Below are 20,700 nucleotides of genomic sequence, written 5' to 3' on the forward strand. Positions count from 1 at the left end.
ATGCAGCCTGATCCAATACTATAAAAATCATGTGAATAAAAAAGCAGCTTCGGCTGCTTTGTGTGTCCTAAGTAAATAATAAAACAGGCTATGGGCAGCTAGATACCATATCCAAGAATAAACAGACAAATGGATTTCAAAAACTATGTATAAACATCAAGGATTACTTGAGCGGTTCGCTCTTCGTATCAGTAACTGGTCAGAAAAATGGTTTCCTGACTCTTATATCTTCGCTTTACTGGGAGTCATCATTGTTTCAATTGCCGCGATGACGATCGGTGCTCCGGCCCAAGCTGTAGCTGAAGCTTTTGGTGATGGATTCTGGAGTCTCATTCCATTTACCCTACAAATGACCATGCTGATTATTGTCGGCTATGTGGTTTCGGTTTCCAGACCCGTCGAACTCCTTATTCAGAAAATGGCTCTTATACCCAGTTCCGGTCGTAAAGCAATTGTACTGGTTGCTACCGTCAGTCTGCTGATTTCCCTTGTCAATTGGGCCGTGAGTACTATTTTGACGGCTCTTTTAGTGATTGCACTGGCAAAACGTACTGAACTGCGAATGGACTACCGGGCCGCGGCTGCTGCAGCTATTATTGGTATGGGTGCGACTTGGGCACTGGGTATCAGTTCATCTGCTGCCCAGCTACAAGCCAATAAAGACAGTTTACCTGAATCTATTTATCAGCTTACTGGGGTTATTCCCTTCACTGAAACAATTTTTCTGTGGCAATCCATCGTTATGACTTTGGTACTGATCATTGTCTCAATTGCAATTGCCTACTGGTCTGCCCCTAAAGGTGAAAACGTCAAGACCATGCAGGATTTTAAACTGGACTTTGAAACTGAGAAAAAGCCGGAATCAAAGTCTAGCCGCCCGGGAGACTGGCTAGAAAATTCACCAATCTTAACCATACTAGTGGTGGCGATTGGTATAGGCTGGATGATTCTCGAATTTACCCAGCAGAATCCAATTCTGGCTATTTCCAGTTTAAATACCTATAACTTTGTCTTTCTGATGCTGGGCCTGGCTCTGCATGGGACACCACGTAATTTTCTTAATGCCGTGTCCAAGGCAGTACCTGCGGTCTCTGGCGTATTAATCCAGTTTCCTTTATACGGCAGTATTGCTTTTATCATGACTCATGCCATGAACAGCAATGATCTTTCTTTATCTCACTATATTGCCGAGTTTTTTGTTTCTATTGCTTCCAAGGAAAGTTTTGCTGTAGTGATGGGAATTTATTCAGCTATTCTTGGCTTTTTTGTACCCTCAGGTGGTGGAAAATGGATCATAGAGGCCCCATATGTTATGCAAGCTGCCAATGACCTGAAAGTACATTTGGGCTGGTCAGTGCAGATTTATAATGCTGCTGAGGCTTTACCGAACCTGATCAATCCATTTTTTATGTTGCCGATGCTGGGTATTTTGAAACTTAAACCTAAAGATGTGATTGGTTTTACCGTAACCCAGCTGATCGTGCATTTTCCGCTGGTTCTTTTTTTATTGTGGATACTGGGACGTACTCTGGCTTATACCCCACCTGTATTTTAATAGTACTGGCTTTTTCAAGAACAAAAGAGCCTTTCATTTTTACCAACACTGTACTGCGTTTTTTCGTTATGGTCTGAATAGGAATTCAAATATGCAACCGATTGTTATTGTTTCTGGTAGCCGTACTGCTATGGGAAGTTTTCAGGGTAGTTTATCCAGTTTAACTGCACCTGAGCTGGGAGCAGCCGTCATCCGGGAATCTCTACAACGCGCTGGTGTTCAAGCCGATCAGGTTGATGAAGTGATTATGGGCTGTGTACTCCCTGCCGGGTTAAAACAGGGTCCGGCCCGTCAGGCAATGCGTTTGGCGGGCTTGCCTGACCATGTTGGCGCCACCACTATCAATAAAATCTGTGGTTCAGGCATGAAAGCTGTCATGCAGGCAGCAGATGCAATTAAGGCAGGTAGTGCTGATATTGTAGTGGCAGGTGGGATGGAATCAATGAGTAATGCTCCATATCTGATGCCCAAAGCACGTGCAGGATTTCGCATGGGTCATGGTGAGGTCAAGGACCACATGTTTTTAGAAGGTCTTGAAGACGCAGAAACCGGCCGTTCGATGGGTTCACTGGCACAGGATATGGCTAACCAGAAAGGTTATACCCGTGAACAGATGGATGAGTTTGCGATCCGTTCTTTAACCCGCGCGCAAAAGGCTATTAGCGAAGGTTATTTAAAAGATGAAATTGTGCCAGTAACTGTCAGCAGTCGTAAAGGTGAGGTCATTGTGGCTCAGGATGAGAATCCGTTTAATGCCAAAATTGATAAGATCGCCACCTTGCGTCCGGCTTTTGCCAAGGATGGAACAATTACGGCAGCTAATGCTAGCTCAATTAGTGACGGCGCTTCAGCCATGCTGGTCATGACTGAAGAAAATGCACAGCAGCGTGGTCTGACACCACTAGCAAAAATTGTAGCGTATGCTTCACATTCACAACATCCCTCTGAATTCACAATTGCTCCAGTGGGTGCAATTGAAAAAGTTCTGAAGAAAGCCGGCTGGAATGCAGCAGAAGTTGATTTATGGGAAATTAACGAAGCCTTTGCCATGGTAACGATGGCCGCGATTGATGCCTTTGAGCTGGATGTTGAAAAAGTTAATCTACATGGAGGTGCCTGCGCCCTAGGTCATCCATTGGGTTCATCAGGTTCACGTATTATTTTGTCACTGATCTATGCACTTAAACGCACTGGCAAGCGTAAAGGTATTGCAGCACTTTGTATCGGTGGTGGAGAAGCCACTGCAATAGCGATTGAAATCATGGCCTGATCTGAGTATTGTCAATTTTCTGCAGGATATACCATCGAGCGTGGTATATCCTTTTTCATATTCTGACTCTGGAAACAATCATGTCTCAGCAAGATTACGAAAATGGCCTGAAAGTCCGCACTGAAGTTATGGGTGAGGCATTTGTACAGCGTGCCCAAAACAACACCGTTCCATTTACCCAGCCGCTGCAAGACTGGATTAATGAACATGCATGGGGGTCAACCTGGCAACGTGAAGGTATACTGCCACGCAAATACCGTTCTCTGATTACGCTTGCATTTTTGGTTGCCCAGAAGAGCCCTACCGAACTAAAGGGACATGTTCGTGGTGCACTCAATAACGGTGCCACAGTTGAAGAGATTCAGGAAGTTTTATTGCACAGCCTACCTTATTGTGGAGCACCAGCAGCCCAAGAAGCTTTCCGGGCTGCGCTTGAAGTGATTAATGACTACCATAATTCGTAAAATTTTATAAAGTGCAGGCCTTTAACCTGCATTTTTTATTTTTATTAATATAAATATTTTATGGTTATTATTTAAACTTTAGTGCTAGAAAAGCATTTTGTTTGCTGGAAGTGTGTTAGCCTTAAGTTGATGGCTTAGCTTTGAAATTAATGGACATCAGTTATATAAATTAAGTTTTCCTCATATATTTAACTGCTGGACAGCGTATAATATTAAGACATCTAATAATAAGTATCCTTTTAAGAACTATTCCCCAAGGAGTCAGCACCATGACTTATCAACATATTTTAGTTCCCGTAGATGGTTCACCAACTTCTCTCGCTGCAGTCAAACAGGCAGCTGATATTGCCAAGGCTTTTGGCAGTAAGGTTACAGCAGTTTGTGTACTTTCAGTTGAACCTTTTATTGCTGTTGAATTTGTCGATACCCAGACGCTGGTAGAAGACTATCGTAACAAAGCTAAACAGGAAATACAGAAAACTCTGGATCAGGCCAAAGCCCTTTTTGCCGCAGAAGGAGTAGAAGTAGAAACCCGTCTGACTGAAGGACAGGAAATTTATAAAGAAATTATCAATACCGCAGAAGAGATAAATGCTGACCTGATTATTATGGGTTCACATGGCCGTAAAGGCATCAAGAAAATCTTTCTCGGAAGTGTAGCCCAGAGTGTATTGGCAGCAACACATTTACCAGTCATGATTATCAAACAATAATTATTTGATCTGTTAATTGCATTTAAATCTCAGGTCAGGAGAGGAAAATCAGCCTAGACAGTTTTAAAGACTATCCAGCTCATTTTCCTCACATGATTTTCTAAGATATCGGTTCTGATGAATACCTTAGATCCCGATTCCATCTTCAATCGATTGCACTACTCCCACTATTGCTGTAGGTCACTTAGATAACATTCCTTTTCCTTTAAGTAAAAACTGCCCAGTCCCGGTATACTGATTGTTCAATATGACTTTGCTCACCTTCTTCATGATTCAAAAAAAGCTGTAGCTCAAATCAAACCTTCTGCTGTTATTTTATCTAAAATAATTCAGGATTATCACTCAACAGGTTATACGAATAAGGAGCGATTTAAATAGCATGAGTACGGTCTTGTACATATAAATAATTATTATTCATTTAGTTTTCTATATTTCATTTTTAGAGGCTATTTATATAGTCAGAAAAACAGTGCCTGAGATAAAAATCCTGAGTAAAGCTGATTTTTTACTTAACTAGAAACTGCTGACCCAATACCCAAGCAATAATATTCAGCAGTCTAAATATTTAAGATCTTTTTAAAGCATAAAGAGAACTGCTCACTAGTCATTTTTTATATTCTTACAAAAAATAAATAATCCAACCAGAATCAATTCAGCTCTTCTTGAGCAGGCTCCTCAAAGCGAGTTATCCATTGATCCAGGTTTGCCAAGTCAACCACAGGTATACTATCGATGCCCAGTTGGTTACGTTTTTTCAGTCGTGACTTCAGCTCATCTATAGATGCCTTCAAATAGCACACTTTGGCTATAACACCGAGCTCCTTGGCTACAGCGCGATAATGATCACGCTCCGTCCTTAACCAGAAGCCATATTCAAGAATGACACTATGGCCCTGTTTAAGTAACTGCAGGGCGAGCTGCCACTGAAGCTGCTCTACCTTAATCCTTGCCTGATCATCATAAAAACTTAAACCGAGATCATACAACCACTCATCTGGTGAAAAGCGAATAGCCCCATATTCTTTTTCTAGAATTCTAGCCAATGTACTCTTTCCTGAACCTGGCAATCCACACATTAAATAAAGAACTGGAATTATAGTATTTTCAGGCATTTATTATTTTCCCTTTCTTTCATTTCTGACTATAGTCGTAGCAGATTAGGTTTTGAATGATAAATTCCTCTATTTTATATTTTTAATTTAATCAAAAATTAAAGCATTATGTGCACTTACTCCTGCCAGCGCCCCATCACCTACGGCTAAAGACACTGAACCGCCGGGCCGAGCTGCGTCTCCACAGGCAAATACCCCATCAACTGAAGTTGCTTTCAGGTCATTTGTATAAATGAATTCCCCTGTTTCATCTTCTTCAATTTTACAACCCAAATCCTTGATCCAACCTTGCTCTAAAAAGGTTTTAGTTTGTATAAACAATCCATCAAAGTGTGTGATGCTCTGATCTGTAAATATCACATCAGCATGAGAATCCATCTGCTTAATTGAACGGTCATCTATAGTCACGCCTCTTTCTTGTAATTGCTGTTTGGCTTTCAGATTCAACAGGTCTGGCTGACCATTTAATAAGAGTGTAGTCTTACCCCAGTCTGGAAGCATCATGGCCAGATGGGTAACATGGGCAGAACTGGCTAAAAGTGCAATATTTCCCTGATTGAGTTCATAGCCATGGCAATACGGGCAATGAAATACAGATTTCCCCCAGCGTTCGTTTAGACCTGAAATATCCGGTAAGCGGTCAGTGACCCCCGAGGCTATGATTATTTTTTTGGCATAAATTGGCTGTTGAGTATCCAAATACAAATAAAAATCCTGATTATTTTTTTCTACCCGCTGGACCGTGCCCTGTTGCCAGTTGACTGTCTTATAGCGCTGTAATTGTTCCCGTGCCTTTTTTATAATTTCCAGCGCCTGAATTCCATCTTGTGCAAGAAAACCATGAGAATTTTCGGCGAATCGATTCCGTCTCTGCCCTGCATCAATTACTATAATATTTCGACGTGCCCTTGCCAAAGGTACTGCCGCAGATAAGCCGGCATAACTTCCGCCAATAATTGCAACGTCATAAATCATTTTGATAACTCCGAAAATCTCATTTCAGGAATTAGCTTAATACTTCTAGCTTATACCAATGTTGATGTCCTTTATGAGAAATGCAACTTTATGATTATTTTGTTTGCTTAACTGAATTTCTTTATCACCTTAAAGTGATATGGCTATCACAATCAGCTTTTTTTGAAAAAAGAAACCTTAAATCTATAGCACATCACATCTACCTCATAGAATTAATTTTAATTAACTAATTATTTTTAATAACTATATTTATTATATAGGTACTTTTTTACTTATCATTTTATTCAATTAACAATATATCAAAACTAAACACTTTATATAAAAATAAGGGCTATTTAGCCCTTGTTTTTATTTCATTTCATATATATTTACCAGCTTAAATCTGCGCCTACACCAGCAGAACTTTCTTTTCGAGTAAATGCACCACTTATGCTCAGGCTAGTATTGTTATCAACAATCCGCTGATAACCTACAGCAACCGCTTGTTCAGACCCCTGTAGGCCGGCACCCACTCCAACACGGTTTTTTCCTTGTAAACCGGCTGTGCTTATTACTTCATTTATCACTTGATTTATAATTTAGCGCCGCTTCTTCAGGGATAACTCCCTTAAACTGGTCACTAAAAAACTTGCTCTAGCCTGATCATGAGAATAGATAGCATCTTAAGTATCGATCTTCTATTTTTTAATATTTAATCTTCTCTGATACCATATTATTTAGATGTTAAAATTCTCCATATTTAAAAAATATTTCTATAAAATAAGATTTTTAAGGCTGACTATAATAGAAATTGTCTTGTTATTTTAGTTTTTATTAAAATCAATAAGTTAAAAATATATTCAAGTCAGAAGTTATAAGCCCTAATATATAGCTAAAATAAATTCCCTCTATTTTAACAACCTTAACAATAAAAGAGTGTTCTATGCGTCATTCTTATCATGCTGAACAGCACTATATGGAGCGTGCGGGATGGTTACGTGCTGCTGTACTGGGTGCAAACGACGGGATTATCTCTGTTACTAGCCTTGTCATTGGCGTAGCGGCAAGTGGGGCCTCCACTCATACCCTGTTAATTACCTGTATAGCCGGACTGATCTCTGGCGCTGCCTCAATGGCAGCCGGCGAATATATATCAGTTAAATCCCAGCAGGATATCGAGCAGAGTGATTTGAATATGGAAGCACGAGAATTAGATCTTCATCCGGCCCATGAATTAAAGGAGCTCCAAGATATCTATATACGTCGCGGTTTAGACTCTGACCTTGCCCGTCAGGTTGCTCAACAGCTGACTGCACATAATGCTCTGGACGCCCATGCAAGAGATGAAATTGGTATTTCAGAACAGACTTTAGCAAATCCTGTTCTTGCAGCAGTCGCATCAGCTCTGGCTTTTTCAGTGGGGTCTTTGTTTCCTGTTGCTGCAATTATTTTTCTTCCTGAATCTATACTCCAATCAGGCATTATTATAATTGGTATATTAAGTCTGGGAGTTCTGGGTGCGCTGGCAAGCTATACCGGTGGCAATTCTATCTGGAAAGGTGCCATACGTATTATGATATGGGGAATTATTGCGATGCTGTTTAGCGCATGGGTGGGTTCATTATTTAATGTCACAGCTGTTTAGGTAATAAATCATATAAACATATTGTATCCTTATAACTCTTTTAATTATATTTTAAGAAAGAAAAACTATAATCCAGATAGTATGTTTATGTGATCAGGTTATGGGCTTATTCATATAACACCCATCATGTTAATTTTAGAATTTCTTAAAATCAAATAACCATAACTGATCTATTTAACATACTGCCAAACGACAGGATCAACATAATCTTCATCAATATGGTAGCCCTGTGCCATAACTTCTTTTTCATCAATTTCCCTTGATTTTTTATTTCTTCTCAACTCATTTGTAAATGCTTGTTCTAACTCTTTTGATGTCATTTTATAAGTATCAATATTATTCTCTGAATCATCCATTGAATTTCTTTCATCATAGCGAATTGTATTGAAAGTATAATGAACCATATATTGTTCTTTACCATCTTCAGTTTTTTTAGTTTGTTTTATACTCAGATCCAAAAGGATACCATTGCCATATAAGCGGTAGCCGATCGAGTTTCCTCCAACTGTATTTATTATTTTTTTCCATTCTTCATAATTAAAGATATAAGTCGGATCAATGACATCACCTGATTCCATTAGATATCGAATATTATCTTCTTTTGCTATTCGTGCAGAAAAACGATAGAAATAATTTTTCCACTCGGCCTGATTAATTTTTTTCATTAAATCAACATAAGCTTGATAGGCTTGTTCAGGACGTACAAACTCTTCTTTGTTTAAACCTGCATTGATAGTCATCACCTCAATACCTTCTTCCCCATGAAAAGATGCTCCAAGTACTGAAAAAACATGATTAATGGTCAAGCTACTTGTACTATTCTCGATTTTAATTTGGCCTAAGTTCGGTAGTGAAAAATCTAATTCTCGAAAACTCGCTACTGGGTAATTATCTACCTTCCCTTGATTGTAGTGAGCAAAATCTTTAAAACCTTGTGGACCAAAATGTAGTGAATAAGGTTGCTGATTCATTATATTGTTCTCTGTATTTTTTGGATGAGGTTGACAGCTTAAAAGGAAGAGTCCGAATATAAAGACAAAGATCAAGTTAAAATAGATCTTAAATTTTTCCATCATTACTGTCCTTACCAACATTAAAATCAGCTTTACTGTTACCCCATCCTGCAATAATTGCGAGTTCCTTTTCTAAAAATGGACGTCCTTTGTTACTCAACATTAAAAGATGATATTTTTCTGCTGCTTTTTGAATCCATTCCATACGGCTATCATAGTTTTGAACTCTAGTATGTGGCAAAGGCTCAATATAGACAGATTCAGGGAGTTGATTAATAACTCCTGCATGACGACCTTTATAGTTTCCATTTTTATCAGGTTTGACCGTATCAACGCCATAATCACTAGATAAGACTAAGGTACTATCAGGGAGCTTGGTATAGCTTTGTAACGTTGCCTGTGCTTGTACTTTCCAATCTTTCCATACCAATTCCTGTAAAATATTTCTTTGCTCTTGTACTGCAATCGCCATCAAATGTTTTAAAAGATTTTTACTAGACAACTTAAATCTAACTTGTCTTGATTCATTCTTTCTTTTAAATACATTTTCAATTTTTGGAAGATACTCAAAAGCCTGTGTAATTTCAGGGGTACTTTGTAAGTGCTTAATTATCGGTAAGCAACTTGACCAAGGAATATTTCTTACTTCTTCTTTTATATGGGTGAATTTTGAGACATCACGTTGAGTTCTACACTGGTTAAAAGATGCAGATGACATACTCCAAGCGTAGTGCCATGGAGCAATATCCATGAATAACCATAAATTTCCTTTTGCAAAAGAATGTACAGGGTCTCGAATCACACTGAGTGGCATCCACTTATATCCCCATGCGGTGAGTCCATGTTTAAACACTGCTGCAACTGTTTTTGAGGCAAATGCGCCTAGACCCATCCAATAATAACGACCTATAAGTTGTTTATCTCCATGATTTTCCTGTTCAAGGTAAATTTTGGCATAGACCGATGCTATTCTTCTAGCTCTTGCTTCATATCCTGGTTCGAGTTTATAGAGATTTTTTCGTACATCCATTAAATTAGATACGTTTTGCAATTTCAAGCGAACCTCTTGCCTCAATCTTCTTAATGATTTGTAGAATCTCAGGAGCCTGAATCTGGTTAATACGCTTATTAGCAAGAGCAATATAAAGCTCATCCAATGAAGCTCGTACATTACTAATGTGTTTGGATGACCAAGTTTCTTTTTGATTATTGAACCAATCCTCTGCGACTTCCTTAAAATAAGGCTGCTCCTGCTCAACCTCAGTTGTATTTTTGAGTTTATATCTCAGATCAAACGCGATCTCCCTTGCACGCTTTAAACTTAGCTCAGGATAGATACCTAATGCTTTAGACTTCCTTTGTCCATTTTCCGTGTATCTGATAGACCAATATTTTTTGCCATTCGGATCGACTCGTAAAGACAGACCATTAATATCAGAAAGGCGGTACTGTTTTTCCTGCGGTAATGCTTTTTTACACAGCACATCGGTAAGCGACATATCTTTGTCCCACATAATTAAACTTATTTAGTGGGTCAAATTGTCCCAATTTTGACCCTCATAAAAGCAAAAATAGGGTCAAACAGCTTAGGACAAGGTCGGACAACACAGCCAATAAAAAAGCCTCTAAACATTAAGTTTAAAGGCTTTTTTAGATCCCGATGGATTACTTCGGAAAGAATTTTGGTGGAGGTGGCGGGAGTCGAACCCGCGTCCGCCAGCACTACACTCGAGAATACTACATGCTTAGATATCGTCTACTTTTTTAACTCTTTGTGACCCGACGAACAGGGTACAAATCGCGATCCTCTTAATTTAGTACAAAACCCCGAGGCTTGGTTTTATACGGACTTGTGTGCGTGCGCTTCAGTCGGACTCCCTAACCACAAGTATTCAGAGAGGCGGACAAGCTGCCCTTAGGCAGCTAGAGCGTATGATTCGTCGTTTGCGACTAAAAAATGCAAATTTGATTTACGAGAGAAAATGCGCTCTCGGCATGCATCTATGAGTTTCATCACCAGCGTCGAAGCCAGAGACACCCCCAAGTTACGTTCCTATCTTAGCATACTTTTACTGATTTACCATGCCGTAATTCATTAAAATCAAGAGCGAGATAGGTTTAATACTATAATTGCGGTAGTATTTTATTTTTCAAGTTCTTCTTATAAAAACATGAGTTATTTATTAGCACTCGATCAGGGAACAACTTCCAGCCGGGCAATTGTTTTTGATGAATCAGGCCGCATTCATGCCACTGCACAGCGTGAAATTCATATACAGACTCCTCATTCCGGTTGGGTGGAACAGGATGCACAGGAAATCTGGACTACACAAATTGCCGTAGTTCAGCAGGCACTCGCCTCAGCAAATTTGCTGGCGAAGGATATTAAAGCCTTAGGTTTAACCAACCAACGTGAAACTACGGTCGTGTGGGATAAACGTACTGGTCAGGCACTTACTTCTGCCATTGTATGGCAGGACCGTCGTGCATCCGACTGGTGTAATCAGATGATTGAACAGGGCCACATGCAGTTAATCCAGGAAAAAACCGGACTGCGAATTGATCCTTATTTCAGTGCAAGCAAATTGGTCTGGTTACTCGAACATGTCGAGGGACTGCATACACTGGCTGATCAGGGACATTTAGCGTTTGGAACAATTGACAGCTGGTTAATCTGGAATCTGACGCAAGGCGCTGAACATGTCATCGAAGCGAGTAATGCTTCACGAACCATGCTCATGAATCTGCAAACCCAAAGTTGGGATGAAGAGCTTTTAGAGCTGTTTAATATTCCATGTTCCGTATTACCTAAAATTATCTCGTCTGACTGCTATGTTGCAGATACCGCCAGTGGACTTTTGGGCTCAACCATTCCAATCATGGGAGTTTTAGGTGATCAACAGGCTGCACTATTTGGCCAATCCTGCTTTGAGGCAGGTACAGCCAAGAATACGTATGGTACAGGCTGTTTCATGTTATTTAATACAGGCACTGACGTCCAGTTCAGTCAGAACAAGCTGCTGACTACCTTAGCTTGGCAATGCCAGAATCAAGCCCACTATGCACTCGAAGGGAGTGTCTTTATGGCGGGTGCAATTATGCAGTGGCTACGTGATGGTTTAGGGATCATTCAAAAAAGTAGTGATACTGAAAAACTGGCAGCACAGGTTAAATCCAGTGAGGGTGTAGTTTTAGTGCCTGCTTTTACCGGATTAGGCGCACCGCATTGGGATAGTGAAGCACGGGCCATGATTTGCGGTATGTCACGCGGAACTACAAAAGCACATATTGCACGTGCCTCGCTAGAAGCAATTGCCTTTCAAGTTTCTGATGTATTGTCTGCAATGCAGGCTGATCTGGATCAGCCCTTAAAAGAACTGCGTGTAGATGGTGGAGCCAGTTGCAATGATATGATGATGCAGTTTCAGGCAGATTTACTGAATGTACCAGTGTTACGGCCTAAACTACAGGAATCGACGGCATGGGGCGCCGCAGCCATGGCGGGGCTAAAAGCTGGAGTATTTAATAGTCTGGATGATCTTTCAGCTTCCTGGCAACTGGAGCGAGAATTTATACCGCAAATGTCAGAAGATGAGCGTCAGCAACATTTAGCGCGCTGGAAAGATGCCCTACAGCGGGTACGGTCCGACCTAAGCTAATTCAACAAGAGTAAATAATAAAAAACCAGGCCAAGCCTGGTTTTTTCATCAGTGTGTTGGCCCCGTTGCAGCGCCTGTTTTTGGTTTTGGACACAACCAGATAATTAGGCCAGATACAACAAATACCAGTGAAAATAGCAAAAACACATGGTCAGCCGCTAATGTGAGTGCCTCTTTGTTTACCAGATTGGAAATCATCGCTAAAGCACCTTCCGGACTCATACCACTTTGGACTAATGCATGTTGTGTCGGTTCAGGGTTCAAGCTCGACACAATTTCACTGCGTGCCAGTTTGGCATGATCATCCCACATCGTGGCAGACATAGAAGCACCTATTGCACCTGCCATCGTTCGCATAAAACTCATCAGACCAGCAGCAGAGGCTATTTCCTGAGGCAATACCGATGCCAGAGCAATATTCGACAATGGAATGAAGAAAAATGGCACTGCAAAACCTTGTAGAATCTGTGGAATTGCCAATGCCATAAAGTCTGCTTCCGAGGTCCAGAGTGCTCTCATAAAGGTCACTCCACCCAAGACTAACAGACCAAAACACGCCAATGCACGCTGATCATAACGGATAGAAAGCTTAGCAACAACAGGAGACATGGTCAGGCTGCCAAAGCCCATTGTTGCTGTCACATATCCGGCCCAAGTCGCAGTATAGCCAATATTGATCTGTAGCCACTGTGGAATCAGCACAATACTGCCAAAAAATGCACCAAAACCAAACGATAAGGCCAGTACTGAAATCGTGAATCCCCGATGCCTGAAGACCCGTACATTTACGATCGGATTATGGTCGGTAATTTCCCAGATTAAAAATACGATAAATCCGGCAATCGCAACTGCAGCCAGACTGTTGATAATATTGCTGTGAAACCAGTCATGTTCATGACCCAGATCCAGCATCAATTGCAGGGCACCAATCCAGATTACCAGCAGGATAAGTCCGATGTGATCAATCTTGAGCTTATTTAATGGGGTTTCAGCACTTTTGAGTAGGCTCACGGCTCCTAAAGCGCAAATAATACCGACTGGAATATTAATAAAGAAAATCCAGTGCCAGGAAATATTATCACTGATTGTACCGCCAAGAATTGGTCCAAGAATTGGTCCAATAACGGTAGTCATTGCCCAGAGACCCATCGCCTGTGCATGTTTTTCCTGTGGGAAAATCCGCATAAGCAGAGTCTGGCTTAGTGGCATGATCGGCCCGCCAAAAAGCCCCTGCCCGATACGGCAAATGACCAGCAAGGCCAGGCTGTTTGAAAGGCCGCATAATACTGAAAAGACAGTAAACCCGATGACGCAGGCAACAAAGGTACGGACCACTCCAAAGCGGCCAGCCAGCCAGCCGGTTAATGGTACGCAGATTGCTTCGGCAACAGCATAGGAAGTAATTACCCAGGTACCTTGTGTACTTGAAACAGCAAGGCTTCCAGTAATATGTGGTAATGAGACATTGGCGATGGTGGTATCAAGGACCACCATAAAGTTAGCCAGTGCCAGCACCAGCGCTGCAATCAGCAGCCGTCCGCCTTTAAGGTCGGCAAAAGGTGTGCTTTGGCTATTCATATTGAATTACCTGGTCAGGTCAACCGTTGCGTTCATGGACAGCCCTACCCTGAGCGGATGCTGTGCCAGCTCTTTCGGGTCAAGTGCAATCCGTACTGGTAGACGTTGAACTACCTTGATCCAGTTTCCTGTGGCATTCTGGGCTGGAATTAAAGCAAAAGCAGCTCCAGTTCCCCCGGAGAAGCCTAAAACCTTGCCATGATAAACCACCTCATCACCATAGAAATCTGATATCAGCTCTACAGCCTGACCGGTTCTGACTTTTGCCAGCTGACTTTCTTTAAAATTAGCATCGACATAAAGCTGGGCCACAGGAACCACCACCATCAGTGAGTTTCCTGGCGCTACACGCTGTCCGACTTGCACATTACGGCGGCTGACCACACCATCAAGTGGCGCACGTACTTCTGTCCGTTCCAGATCAAGCATCGCCTGCTCTACCCGTGCCTGGGCAATCAGCACATCAGGGGTAGAGCGTTCAGTGGCACCACGAATCAGTGCTTCGTTGGCGGCCAGTGTGCTTTGTGCTGCTTTACGGTTAGCCTCAGCTTGAGACAGACCCGCTTGTGCTAAGGTCAAGCTAGCTCGTGCGGTATCTAACACGGTTTGCGCACTGCTCATTTCTTCTTTGGAAATTGCGCCTGTTTCTGAGAGCTTGCGACGGCGTTCATAATCAGCCTGAGCCTTGGCAAGATCAGCCTCTGCCTTCTTAACCTGTGCCTGAGCACTGGCAATCTCATCAGCGCGTACCGACACCTGTGAATTTAGTGACTGGCTGTTGGCCGAGGTTTGGTTATATTGTCGTTTGGCTTTGGCCAGTTCTGCCTGTGCCTGCGCCAGAGCAATTTTAGCATCACGCGGATCAATACGTACCAGTACATCTCCCTGTTTGACTTGTTGGGTATCCTTGACCAGCACTTCTGTAACCTGTCCGCTCACCATAGAGGTAATCTGGGCAGTATCGGCCCCTACGTAGGCATTATCTGTAGAAACCGAACGGCTGGCAAAGTACATCCACAATGCATAGATCAGCACCGCGACAATAAAAAGAATCGCTACAATTTTAAGAAGTTTTTTTCTTTTATTGGGAGGAGGGAGATCGCCAGAAGAAGTGACTTGCGCCGGGTCGAGATCATGAGCTTGAGCATCAGTCATAGGCTATTCCTTTTGAATATGGACCAAAGCACTGTATGGGTGAAAAGACCTTGTCTGGAGCCTATCCAATTTTTATTTGGGGCTTGTTTTTCATGCAGGGCTTTGGAGAAGGAGATGGATTTTAATGCAGCTTTAAAATAAATGTCGCAAAAAAAATGTAACTGGCGAGTTCTCTTTATATGAGAAAGCTCTGCCGATTCTCCAAATAGAAACTACAATTTTAAAGAAGTTTTAGCATTTAACTCCAAAGCCGGTTTTATCTCATCTACATCAGGCTATCTTGCTTTAATTGTTTTTCTAATAGGCATAAGACGCAATTGCTGTGGCAATCGCCTTGTTTTCATCATTGACCATAGTCATACGCATGGTACAGCCTTTACGTCCTAATCTGAGCGTTTCAGCACGTGCAATAAAATGCTGTCCACGGCCCGGAGCCAGATAATCAACCCGCATATCAACAGTCGCCAGTCGGGAGACTTTTTTAATGGTATCTGCCAGTTGCTCTGCAGGCGCGCGCTTATATAGTTCGCCCATGGCAACAATACCACCGATACTGTCCAGCAAAGTTGCAGCCACACCGCCATGCAGTATTTGGAAAGCCACATTACCGATCATATAAGGCTGCATTTCAATGTAACCCTCAATTTGCCCTTCAATGACCCGCATAGTCATACCATTATGCTGAAAATAGGGGGAACTGTTAAATGCCTTGCATAACTGTCTGAGCACCACATCAATATCGACTTTCGAGCCCAGATGAATATTGCCAGTCCAGCTTTTATTTGTCTCGTTAACCATTTGCCCGAATTACCTTTATTGAATAAATAAATAAATACCGTCGCCCTAAACCCAGATTATGGGTCTACAATAGCGGGTAGTTTAATACTGATGATCGAGATTGTTATGACTTATACGTTCAATCGTCCTGCATTTCCTGCCACCCGCATGCGTCGTATTCGAAAAAATGAAAAAATGAGATCAATGGTCAGGGAAACGCAACTAACAGCTGATCATTTGATTTATCCCGTATTTGTGTTACCTGGACAAAATCAGAGCCAGAATATTCCAAGCATGCCGAATGTACAGCGCCTCTCTGCAGACCTATTACTAAAAAAAGCGGAACGTCTTCTGGAACTCGGAGTTTCCAAGCTGGCATTATTCCCGGTGACGCCTCAAGAAGATAAAAGCCTGACAGCTGAGGCTGCATGGCATGAAGATGGTCTGGTGCAAACTACTGTTCGCCTGCTGAAAAAAGAGTTACCTGATATGGTACTTATCACGGATGGTGCACTTGACCCGTATACGACTCATGGCCAGGACGGTATTATTGATGCTAGTGGCTATGTACTTAATGATGAGACTGTAGAATGCCTGATCAAGCAGGCATTAAGCCATGCTGAAGCAGGTGCAGATGTAATTGCACCGAGTGACATGATGGATGGACGCATTGGTGCAATCCGTCAGGCGCTTGAAGCCAATGGACATATTTATACCAGTATCATGGCCTATTCAGCAAAATATGCTTCTAGTTTCTATGGCCCTTTTCGTGATGCGGTAGGCTCGGCCAGCAATCTGAAAGGTGGCAATAAATATAATTACCAGATGGACGTAGGTAATCGTGCCGAAGCCCTGCATGAAATTGCCCTAGACCTGCAGGAAGGTGCAGACATGGTGATTGTCAAGCCAGGTATGCCATATCTCGACATTGTGCGGGAGGTGAAAGATACTTTCGGTGTACCTACTTTTATTTATCAGGTAAGTGGCGAATATGCGATGCTGGCAGGCGCGATCCAGAATGGCTGGCTGTCCGACAGTGTCATCCTTGAATCATTACTCTGCTGCCGTCGGGCTGGTGCGGATGGAATCTGGACCTATTTTGCTGAAGAAGCAGCGCTTAAACTTAAGGCCATGCAGTAAAATTCGGACAGGATAATGAAGATTGCCATTATTGGAGCCGGAATCAGTGGACTGCTTACGGCACTTGAGCTCATAGAACAGGGCTGTTCAGTTGATATTTTTGATCAGCCCTACAGCGGGAGTGCCTCTTGGGCAGGCGGTGGAATCCTCTCTCCAATGTATCCCTGGCGTTATGCACCCGCCGTAAACCAGCTGGCTCAATTTGGCAAAGCTTTATACCAGGAATGGAACCAGAAGTTGCAACCGGTTTCAGGAATAGATTTTCAGATTCATGAAACCGGTATGCTGATTTTTGACCAGGAAGATTTTAGGCAGGGCCTGAGTTATAGCCAGCAATTTCAGGAGCCAATGCAAATCTGCGAGCTTGTACAGCATGAGCAGCTTCGTCAGATTAACCCGCATATTGCATCTGGTTTTAAAGAAGCCCTCTATTTCCCCCAGCTTGCCAATATTCGTAATCCACGGTTATTACAATCGATTCAGAATTATTTAAAAACGCATCCTAACGTGCAGTTTTTCGAAAATACAGCAATTCAACAGCTTGATATTCAACATGGACAGGTTGTGGCTGTACGAGACCAGAATCTTCGTAGCTTCCAGGCCGATCAGTTTGTACTGACTACAGGCGCCTGGTCTGAACAGTGGTCTAGACAGTTAAATATCCAGTTACCGGTACAACCGGTACATGGGCAGATGATTCTGTTCAAGACACCGGAGAACTGGTTACCGACCATGTGCATGAACCGGGTAATGTATCTGATACCACGTTCTGATGGCCATATTGTTTGTGGTTCGAGCATGGCTCATCAGGGTTTTAATACTTCTATAAATTCTCAGACTTCAGAAAGTATTTTAACTGCATCTCTGGAAATGGTGCCTGAACTGGCCCAATTTCCCATTATGAAACAGTGGGCTGGGCTGCGTCCCGGTTCTCCAGAAGGTATCCCTTACATCGGAAAAATACCAGATATTAATAATTTATGGGCGAATTTCGGGCATTTCCGTAATGGTCTCTGCATGGGGCCTGCATCTGCCCGCCTGCTGCGTCAGCTCATTCTTAAGCAGCCGCCCCTGATTGAGCCTCAAGTTTATTCACCTGAACGCTTAATTCCTCAAAGTTATGATAGGGTTCACTCAACGGCCAGCTAAAAGCAGATGATCATTTCTCATCTAAAAGATCGGTAAGTGCACTATTTAAATCTGGATATTGAAACTCAAAGCCTTGTTCCAATAAAGCTTGAGGCATTACAAACTGCCCATTTAATACCAGTTGTGACTGTTCACCCAGCATTGTTTTCAATACACAGGCTGGCATACTCAACAATGGTTTTTTATGTAATTTAGCAGCAGCTATTTCAGCAAATTTTCTCTGAGTGCCCTGTTCTGGCGCTACCAGGTTATAGACTGCCTTTGCCTCACGCTGCTGTAAAATAAATGTAATGGCACGCACCACATCATTAATATGAATCCAGGTTACCGGCTGAAGGCCATGACCGATCTTGCCGACCAGATTAAAACGGATTGGCATAAGCATCTGTGGCAATATCCCGCCGTTTCTGGCAAAGACTACTCCAAGCCTGATAATACTAACCTGTTGTCCGGGATTGTTTTTTGCCTGATGTTCCCACCGCTGACATAGCTCGGACATAAAGATATCCTGCGGCGGTGAGCTTTCATTACAGTATCCGCTCCACTGTTCTTGTGGATCAATACCATAGTACCCTATCGCAGAACCTGAAATGATGCGATGTGGCTGTATCCTGTTCTGTTGTAGCCATTCAAATACTTGACGTGTTGTCTCAATCCGGCTATTGATCAGTTCAAGTTTGCGCTTTTCTGTCCAGCGTGACTGGCCAATATTCTCACCTGCCAGATTAATTACATAATCAATCGGTTCCTGACTGATCTGTTCCAAACGGTGAATATATCGCAAACCGGCCTGAGAAGAGCTTCTATTTGGATTACGTGTCAGACCAATCACCTGATAACCCTGCTGAATCAGGTAAGCAGCAAGATGTTGGCCAATAAAACCGCTGACACCGGTGATTAATACCTGTGGTTTCTGCTGCATCATGTAGTCCTCTTATATTTTTTAGTCAGATGAGCCAAATTTATGCTGAGCCATACGCTGGGCTTGTGGTCCATAGAACCAGTATGTCAGTAAATATAAAGGAATGGCCATGAGCAGACACATAATTGCAACCAGACTCAAAAATTGCGGGTGCTGAAGATACAGCATAAAATTCTGCCATATTTCCGGATCTTTTCTTGAAAACCACACTAAACCTAGAACCAGAAAACTCAGGTTATAACCCCAAAATATCAGGGTAAATCCCAAAGTCAGCCTTTTTCTTTCCCGCTGGCTTGGCGCACGGCCCTGTTGATTTAAAAACTTGTATAGGGTAATGATCATCGCGGCCATATAAGGAATAATAGTCAAGATACCGCCCAGACCCGCCGGTAATAATGCAGCGACCACGCCTACCACTAAGGTAAGTCCCAAACACCAAAGGAAAAACTCCAAATAATATCTTGTAAGCGAGGGCATTTGACCAGTCCTAAAACAACAGATTTTTTTCAGTATAAGCCGGATAAAAAGTTTTTTTAATTTTTTTGCATTTCTTTGTCAACCAAATCCGAGGACATTACGTTATATAGGGTACAAGGCCAGCAGCAACCGCAAACGATGCATGGCATCCGCATCTGTTTACGGTGGCCTTTACTTATCAAAGCAATAACTTGAACTTCATGGCGAGTGTATATCCTGGTATCACTCATCGAAGTTTCCTTCCTTGGCCGACGATTTACTCATCACTCGAATCGTCGGCTTTTATTTTGCCTGTATATTTTAGCTTGCTACTTTAAAACCCTTTATTTCTATTTATTTATCCTTATAAGTTTTAAGCTGACATACAATAGATTATCTGCTGGCAACTAGCCAAGTACAGGCGGAAATGCTTATAGTATAGCCTTGCAGTGGTAGCATTGAGTTTTGGGGCAGGCATGGCGGTACGTTTTTTTCATACTTCAGATTGGCACTTGGGGCAGTTTTTCTATAACCATTCGCGGCAGTATGAACATCAACAGTTTCTGACCTGGCTTATAGAACAGATTAAAGACAAACAGCCACATGCGCTACTAATTGCTGGTGATGTTTTTGATGTGATTAATCCGGCATCTAGTGCTCAAAAGCAGCTCTATCAATTTCTGGCCGATGCGCACTCTGCTGCTCCCCATATGCAAACCCTGATGATTGCCGGCAACCATGACTCTGGTTATCGTCTTGAACAGGTTGAACCTTTACTTGAGAAATACAATGCAAAAACAGTCGGTATCGTGCGCTGGAATACCGAGCACCGTCTTGATTTCGACCGGCTGATTTTACCTATTCATAATGAATATCAAGAAATAGTTGCCTGGTGTATTGCACTGCCCTTTTTACGCCCGGCTGAAATTACCGGTCATGGTGAAGCAACCCAAGACAGCCAGCAGGCAATCGAATACATACATCAGGCACTTATTAAGGAGGCCTTGCAGCGTAAAACTGCAGATCAGGCATTAATTCTTATGTCTCATGCACATATGCAGGGTGCTGATGAGTCTAAAGAGTCGGAACGGCCCATCATTATTGGCAACCATGAAGCACTTTCGACTGAACTGTTTAG

The 20,700-nt window shown here is 42.3% G+C and carries 18 protein-coding genes, 1 other RNA gene and 2 pseudogenes (1 of these 21 only partly in view); 9 read left to right on the forward strand and 12 right to left on the reverse strand.

The annotated features are described in order from the left end of the window. Positions 1-145 precede the first annotated feature (145 nt). The 4 genes from B3R63_RS01350 to B3R63_RS01365 all read left to right on the forward strand — a co-directional run bounded on the left by B3R63_RS01350 (position 146) and on the right by B3R63_RS01365 (position 4,002). Complete coding sequence (locus B3R63_RS01350; RefSeq protein WP_286728084.1) at positions 146-1,555, forward strand: short-chain fatty acid transporter; 1,410 nt, start codon at positions 146-148, stop codon at positions 1,553-1,555. A 91-nt stretch (positions 1,556-1,646) separates the two neighbouring features. Further along, positions 1,647-2,825, forward strand: coding sequence for a thiolase family protein (locus B3R63_RS01355; protein WP_286728086.1), 1,179 nt, complete (start codon positions 1,647-1,649; stop codon positions 2,823-2,825). A gap of 80 nt (positions 2,826-2,905) precedes the next feature. Continuing rightward, the gene (locus B3R63_RS01360) at positions 2,906-3,289 is read left to right on the forward strand and encodes a carboxymuconolactone decarboxylase family protein (protein ID WP_005027381.1); all 384 of its coding nucleotides are present in this window, start codon (positions 2,906-2,908) and stop codon (positions 3,287-3,289) included. Between the two features lie 269 nt (positions 3,290-3,558). After that, positions 3,559-4,002: a universal stress protein gene (locus tag B3R63_RS01365; protein ID WP_005018965.1), complete on the forward strand. Its 444-nt coding sequence runs from the start codon at positions 3,559-3,561 to the stop codon at positions 4,000-4,002. Positions 4,003-4,649: 647 nt separating this feature from the next. Here the strand turns inward: B3R63_RS01365 and B3R63_RS01370 are convergent. The 3 genes from B3R63_RS01370 to B3R63_RS01380 form a co-directional block, all read right to left on the reverse strand. Beyond that, positions 4,650-5,114, reverse strand: coding sequence for an AAA family ATPase (locus tag B3R63_RS01370; RefSeq protein ID WP_101161522.1), 465 nt, complete (start codon positions 5,112-5,114; stop codon positions 4,650-4,652). A gap of 87 nt (positions 5,115-5,201) precedes the next feature. Then, positions 5,202-6,089, reverse strand: coding sequence for an NAD(P)/FAD-dependent oxidoreductase (locus B3R63_RS01375; RefSeq protein WP_005027386.1), 888 nt, complete (start codon positions 6,087-6,089; stop codon positions 5,202-5,204). A 368-nt stretch (positions 6,090-6,457) separates the two neighbouring features. After that, entirely contained in the window at positions 6,458-6,655 is a 198-nt protein-coding gene (locus tag B3R63_RS01380; protein ID WP_248130296.1) for a YadA C-terminal domain-containing protein, read from the reverse strand. A gap of 356 nt (positions 6,656-7,011) precedes the next feature. On the opposite strand from B3R63_RS01380, the gene B3R63_RS01385 reads away from it, so the two are divergent. Further along, on the forward strand, positions 7,012-7,713 hold the full coding sequence (locus B3R63_RS01385; RefSeq protein ID WP_101161516.1) for a VIT1/CCC1 transporter family protein: 702 nt from the start codon (positions 7,012-7,014) through the stop codon (positions 7,711-7,713). A 170-nt stretch (positions 7,714-7,883) separates the two neighbouring features. On the opposite strand, the gene B3R63_RS01390 is transcribed toward B3R63_RS01385, so the two are convergent. The 4 genes and pseudogenes from B3R63_RS01390 to ssrA form a co-directional block, all read right to left on the reverse strand. Then, positions 7,884-8,786: a hypothetical protein gene (locus B3R63_RS01390; protein WP_286728125.1), complete on the reverse strand. Its 903-nt coding sequence runs from the start codon at positions 8,784-8,786 to the stop codon at positions 7,884-7,886. Continuing rightward, entirely contained in the window at positions 8,773-9,783 is a 1,011-nt protein-coding gene (locus B3R63_RS01395; RefSeq protein WP_005018956.1) for a DUF2515 family protein, read from the reverse strand. Before B3R63_RS01395 ends, B3R63_RS01390 begins: the two co-directional genes overlap by 14 nt. Beyond that, positions 9,767-10,225 (reverse strand): annotated as a pseudogene (locus B3R63_RS01400) (tyrosine-type recombinase/integrase); the annotation flags it as partial. The pseudogene B3R63_RS01400 and the gene B3R63_RS01395, both read right to left, overlap by 17 nt. Positions 10,226-10,409: 184 nt before the next feature. Then, positions 10,410-10,768, reverse strand: a transfer-messenger RNA (tmRNA) gene (ssrA, locus tag B3R63_RS01405). Positions 10,769-10,897: 129 nt separating this feature from the next. Between ssrA and glpK the strand changes: the two genes are divergently transcribed. Beyond that, positions 10,898-12,385, forward strand: a complete 1,488-nt coding sequence (glpK, locus tag B3R63_RS01410) for a glycerol kinase GlpK (RefSeq protein WP_286728096.1) — start codon at positions 10,898-10,900, stop codon at positions 12,383-12,385. A gap of 48 nt (positions 12,386-12,433) precedes the next feature. Here glpK and B3R63_RS01415 read toward each other — a convergent pair whose 3' ends face one another. The 3 genes from B3R63_RS01415 to B3R63_RS01425 form a co-directional block, all read right to left on the reverse strand. Then, entirely contained in the window at positions 12,434-13,963 is a 1,530-nt protein-coding gene (locus tag B3R63_RS01415; protein ID WP_286728098.1) for a DHA2 family efflux MFS transporter permease subunit, read from the reverse strand. A gap of 6 nt (positions 13,964-13,969) precedes the next feature. Further along, positions 13,970-15,118 carry an EmrA/EmrK family multidrug efflux transporter periplasmic adaptor subunit gene (locus B3R63_RS01420; RefSeq protein ID WP_075040276.1) on the reverse strand — a complete coding sequence of 383 codons (1,149 nt, stop codon included), beginning with the start codon at positions 15,116-15,118 and terminating at the stop codon, positions 13,970-13,972. A 297-nt stretch (positions 15,119-15,415) separates the two neighbouring features. Further along, positions 15,416-15,916 carry a thioesterase family protein gene (locus B3R63_RS01425; RefSeq protein ID WP_286728099.1) on the reverse strand — a complete coding sequence of 167 codons (501 nt, stop codon included), beginning with the start codon at positions 15,914-15,916 and terminating at the stop codon, positions 15,416-15,418. A gap of 105 nt (positions 15,917-16,021) precedes the next feature. Here B3R63_RS01425 and hemB point away from each other — a divergent pair, with 105 nt between their 5' ends. Together hemB and thiO are read left to right on the forward strand one after the other, a co-directional pair. Then, a complete protein-coding gene (hemB, locus tag B3R63_RS01430) occupies positions 16,022-17,035 on the forward strand; it encodes a porphobilinogen synthase (protein WP_286728100.1) in 1,014 nt (337 codons plus the stop codon). A gap of 15 nt (positions 17,036-17,050) precedes the next feature. Then, complete coding sequence (gene thiO / locus B3R63_RS01435; RefSeq protein ID WP_286728101.1) at positions 17,051-18,184, forward strand: glycine oxidase ThiO; 1,134 nt, start codon at positions 17,051-17,053, stop codon at positions 18,182-18,184. Positions 18,185-18,194: 10 nt separating this feature from the next. On the opposite strand, the gene B3R63_RS01440 is transcribed toward thiO, so the two are convergent. Beyond that, positions 18,195-19,109, reverse strand: coding sequence for a TIGR01777 family oxidoreductase (locus B3R63_RS01440; RefSeq protein ID WP_286728103.1), 915 nt, complete (start codon positions 19,107-19,109; stop codon positions 18,195-18,197). Positions 19,110-19,127: 18 nt separating this feature from the next. Beyond that, entirely contained in the window at positions 19,128-19,583 is a 456-nt protein-coding gene (locus B3R63_RS01445; RefSeq protein ID WP_286728104.1) for an ABZJ_00895 family protein, read from the reverse strand. A 455-nt stretch (positions 19,584-20,038) separates the two neighbouring features. On the opposite strand from B3R63_RS01445, the pseudogene B3R63_RS01450 reads away from it, so the two are divergent. Beyond that, positions 20,039-20,700 (forward strand): annotated as a pseudogene (locus B3R63_RS01450) (exonuclease SbcCD subunit D C-terminal domain-containing protein) (it continues 510 nt past the right edge of the window).

The organism is Acinetobacter sp. UBA1297, assembly GCF_002307755.1.
In the GTDB taxonomy this organism is placed as follows: Bacteria; Pseudomonadota; Gammaproteobacteria; order Pseudomonadales; family Moraxellaceae; genus Acinetobacter; species Acinetobacter radioresistens.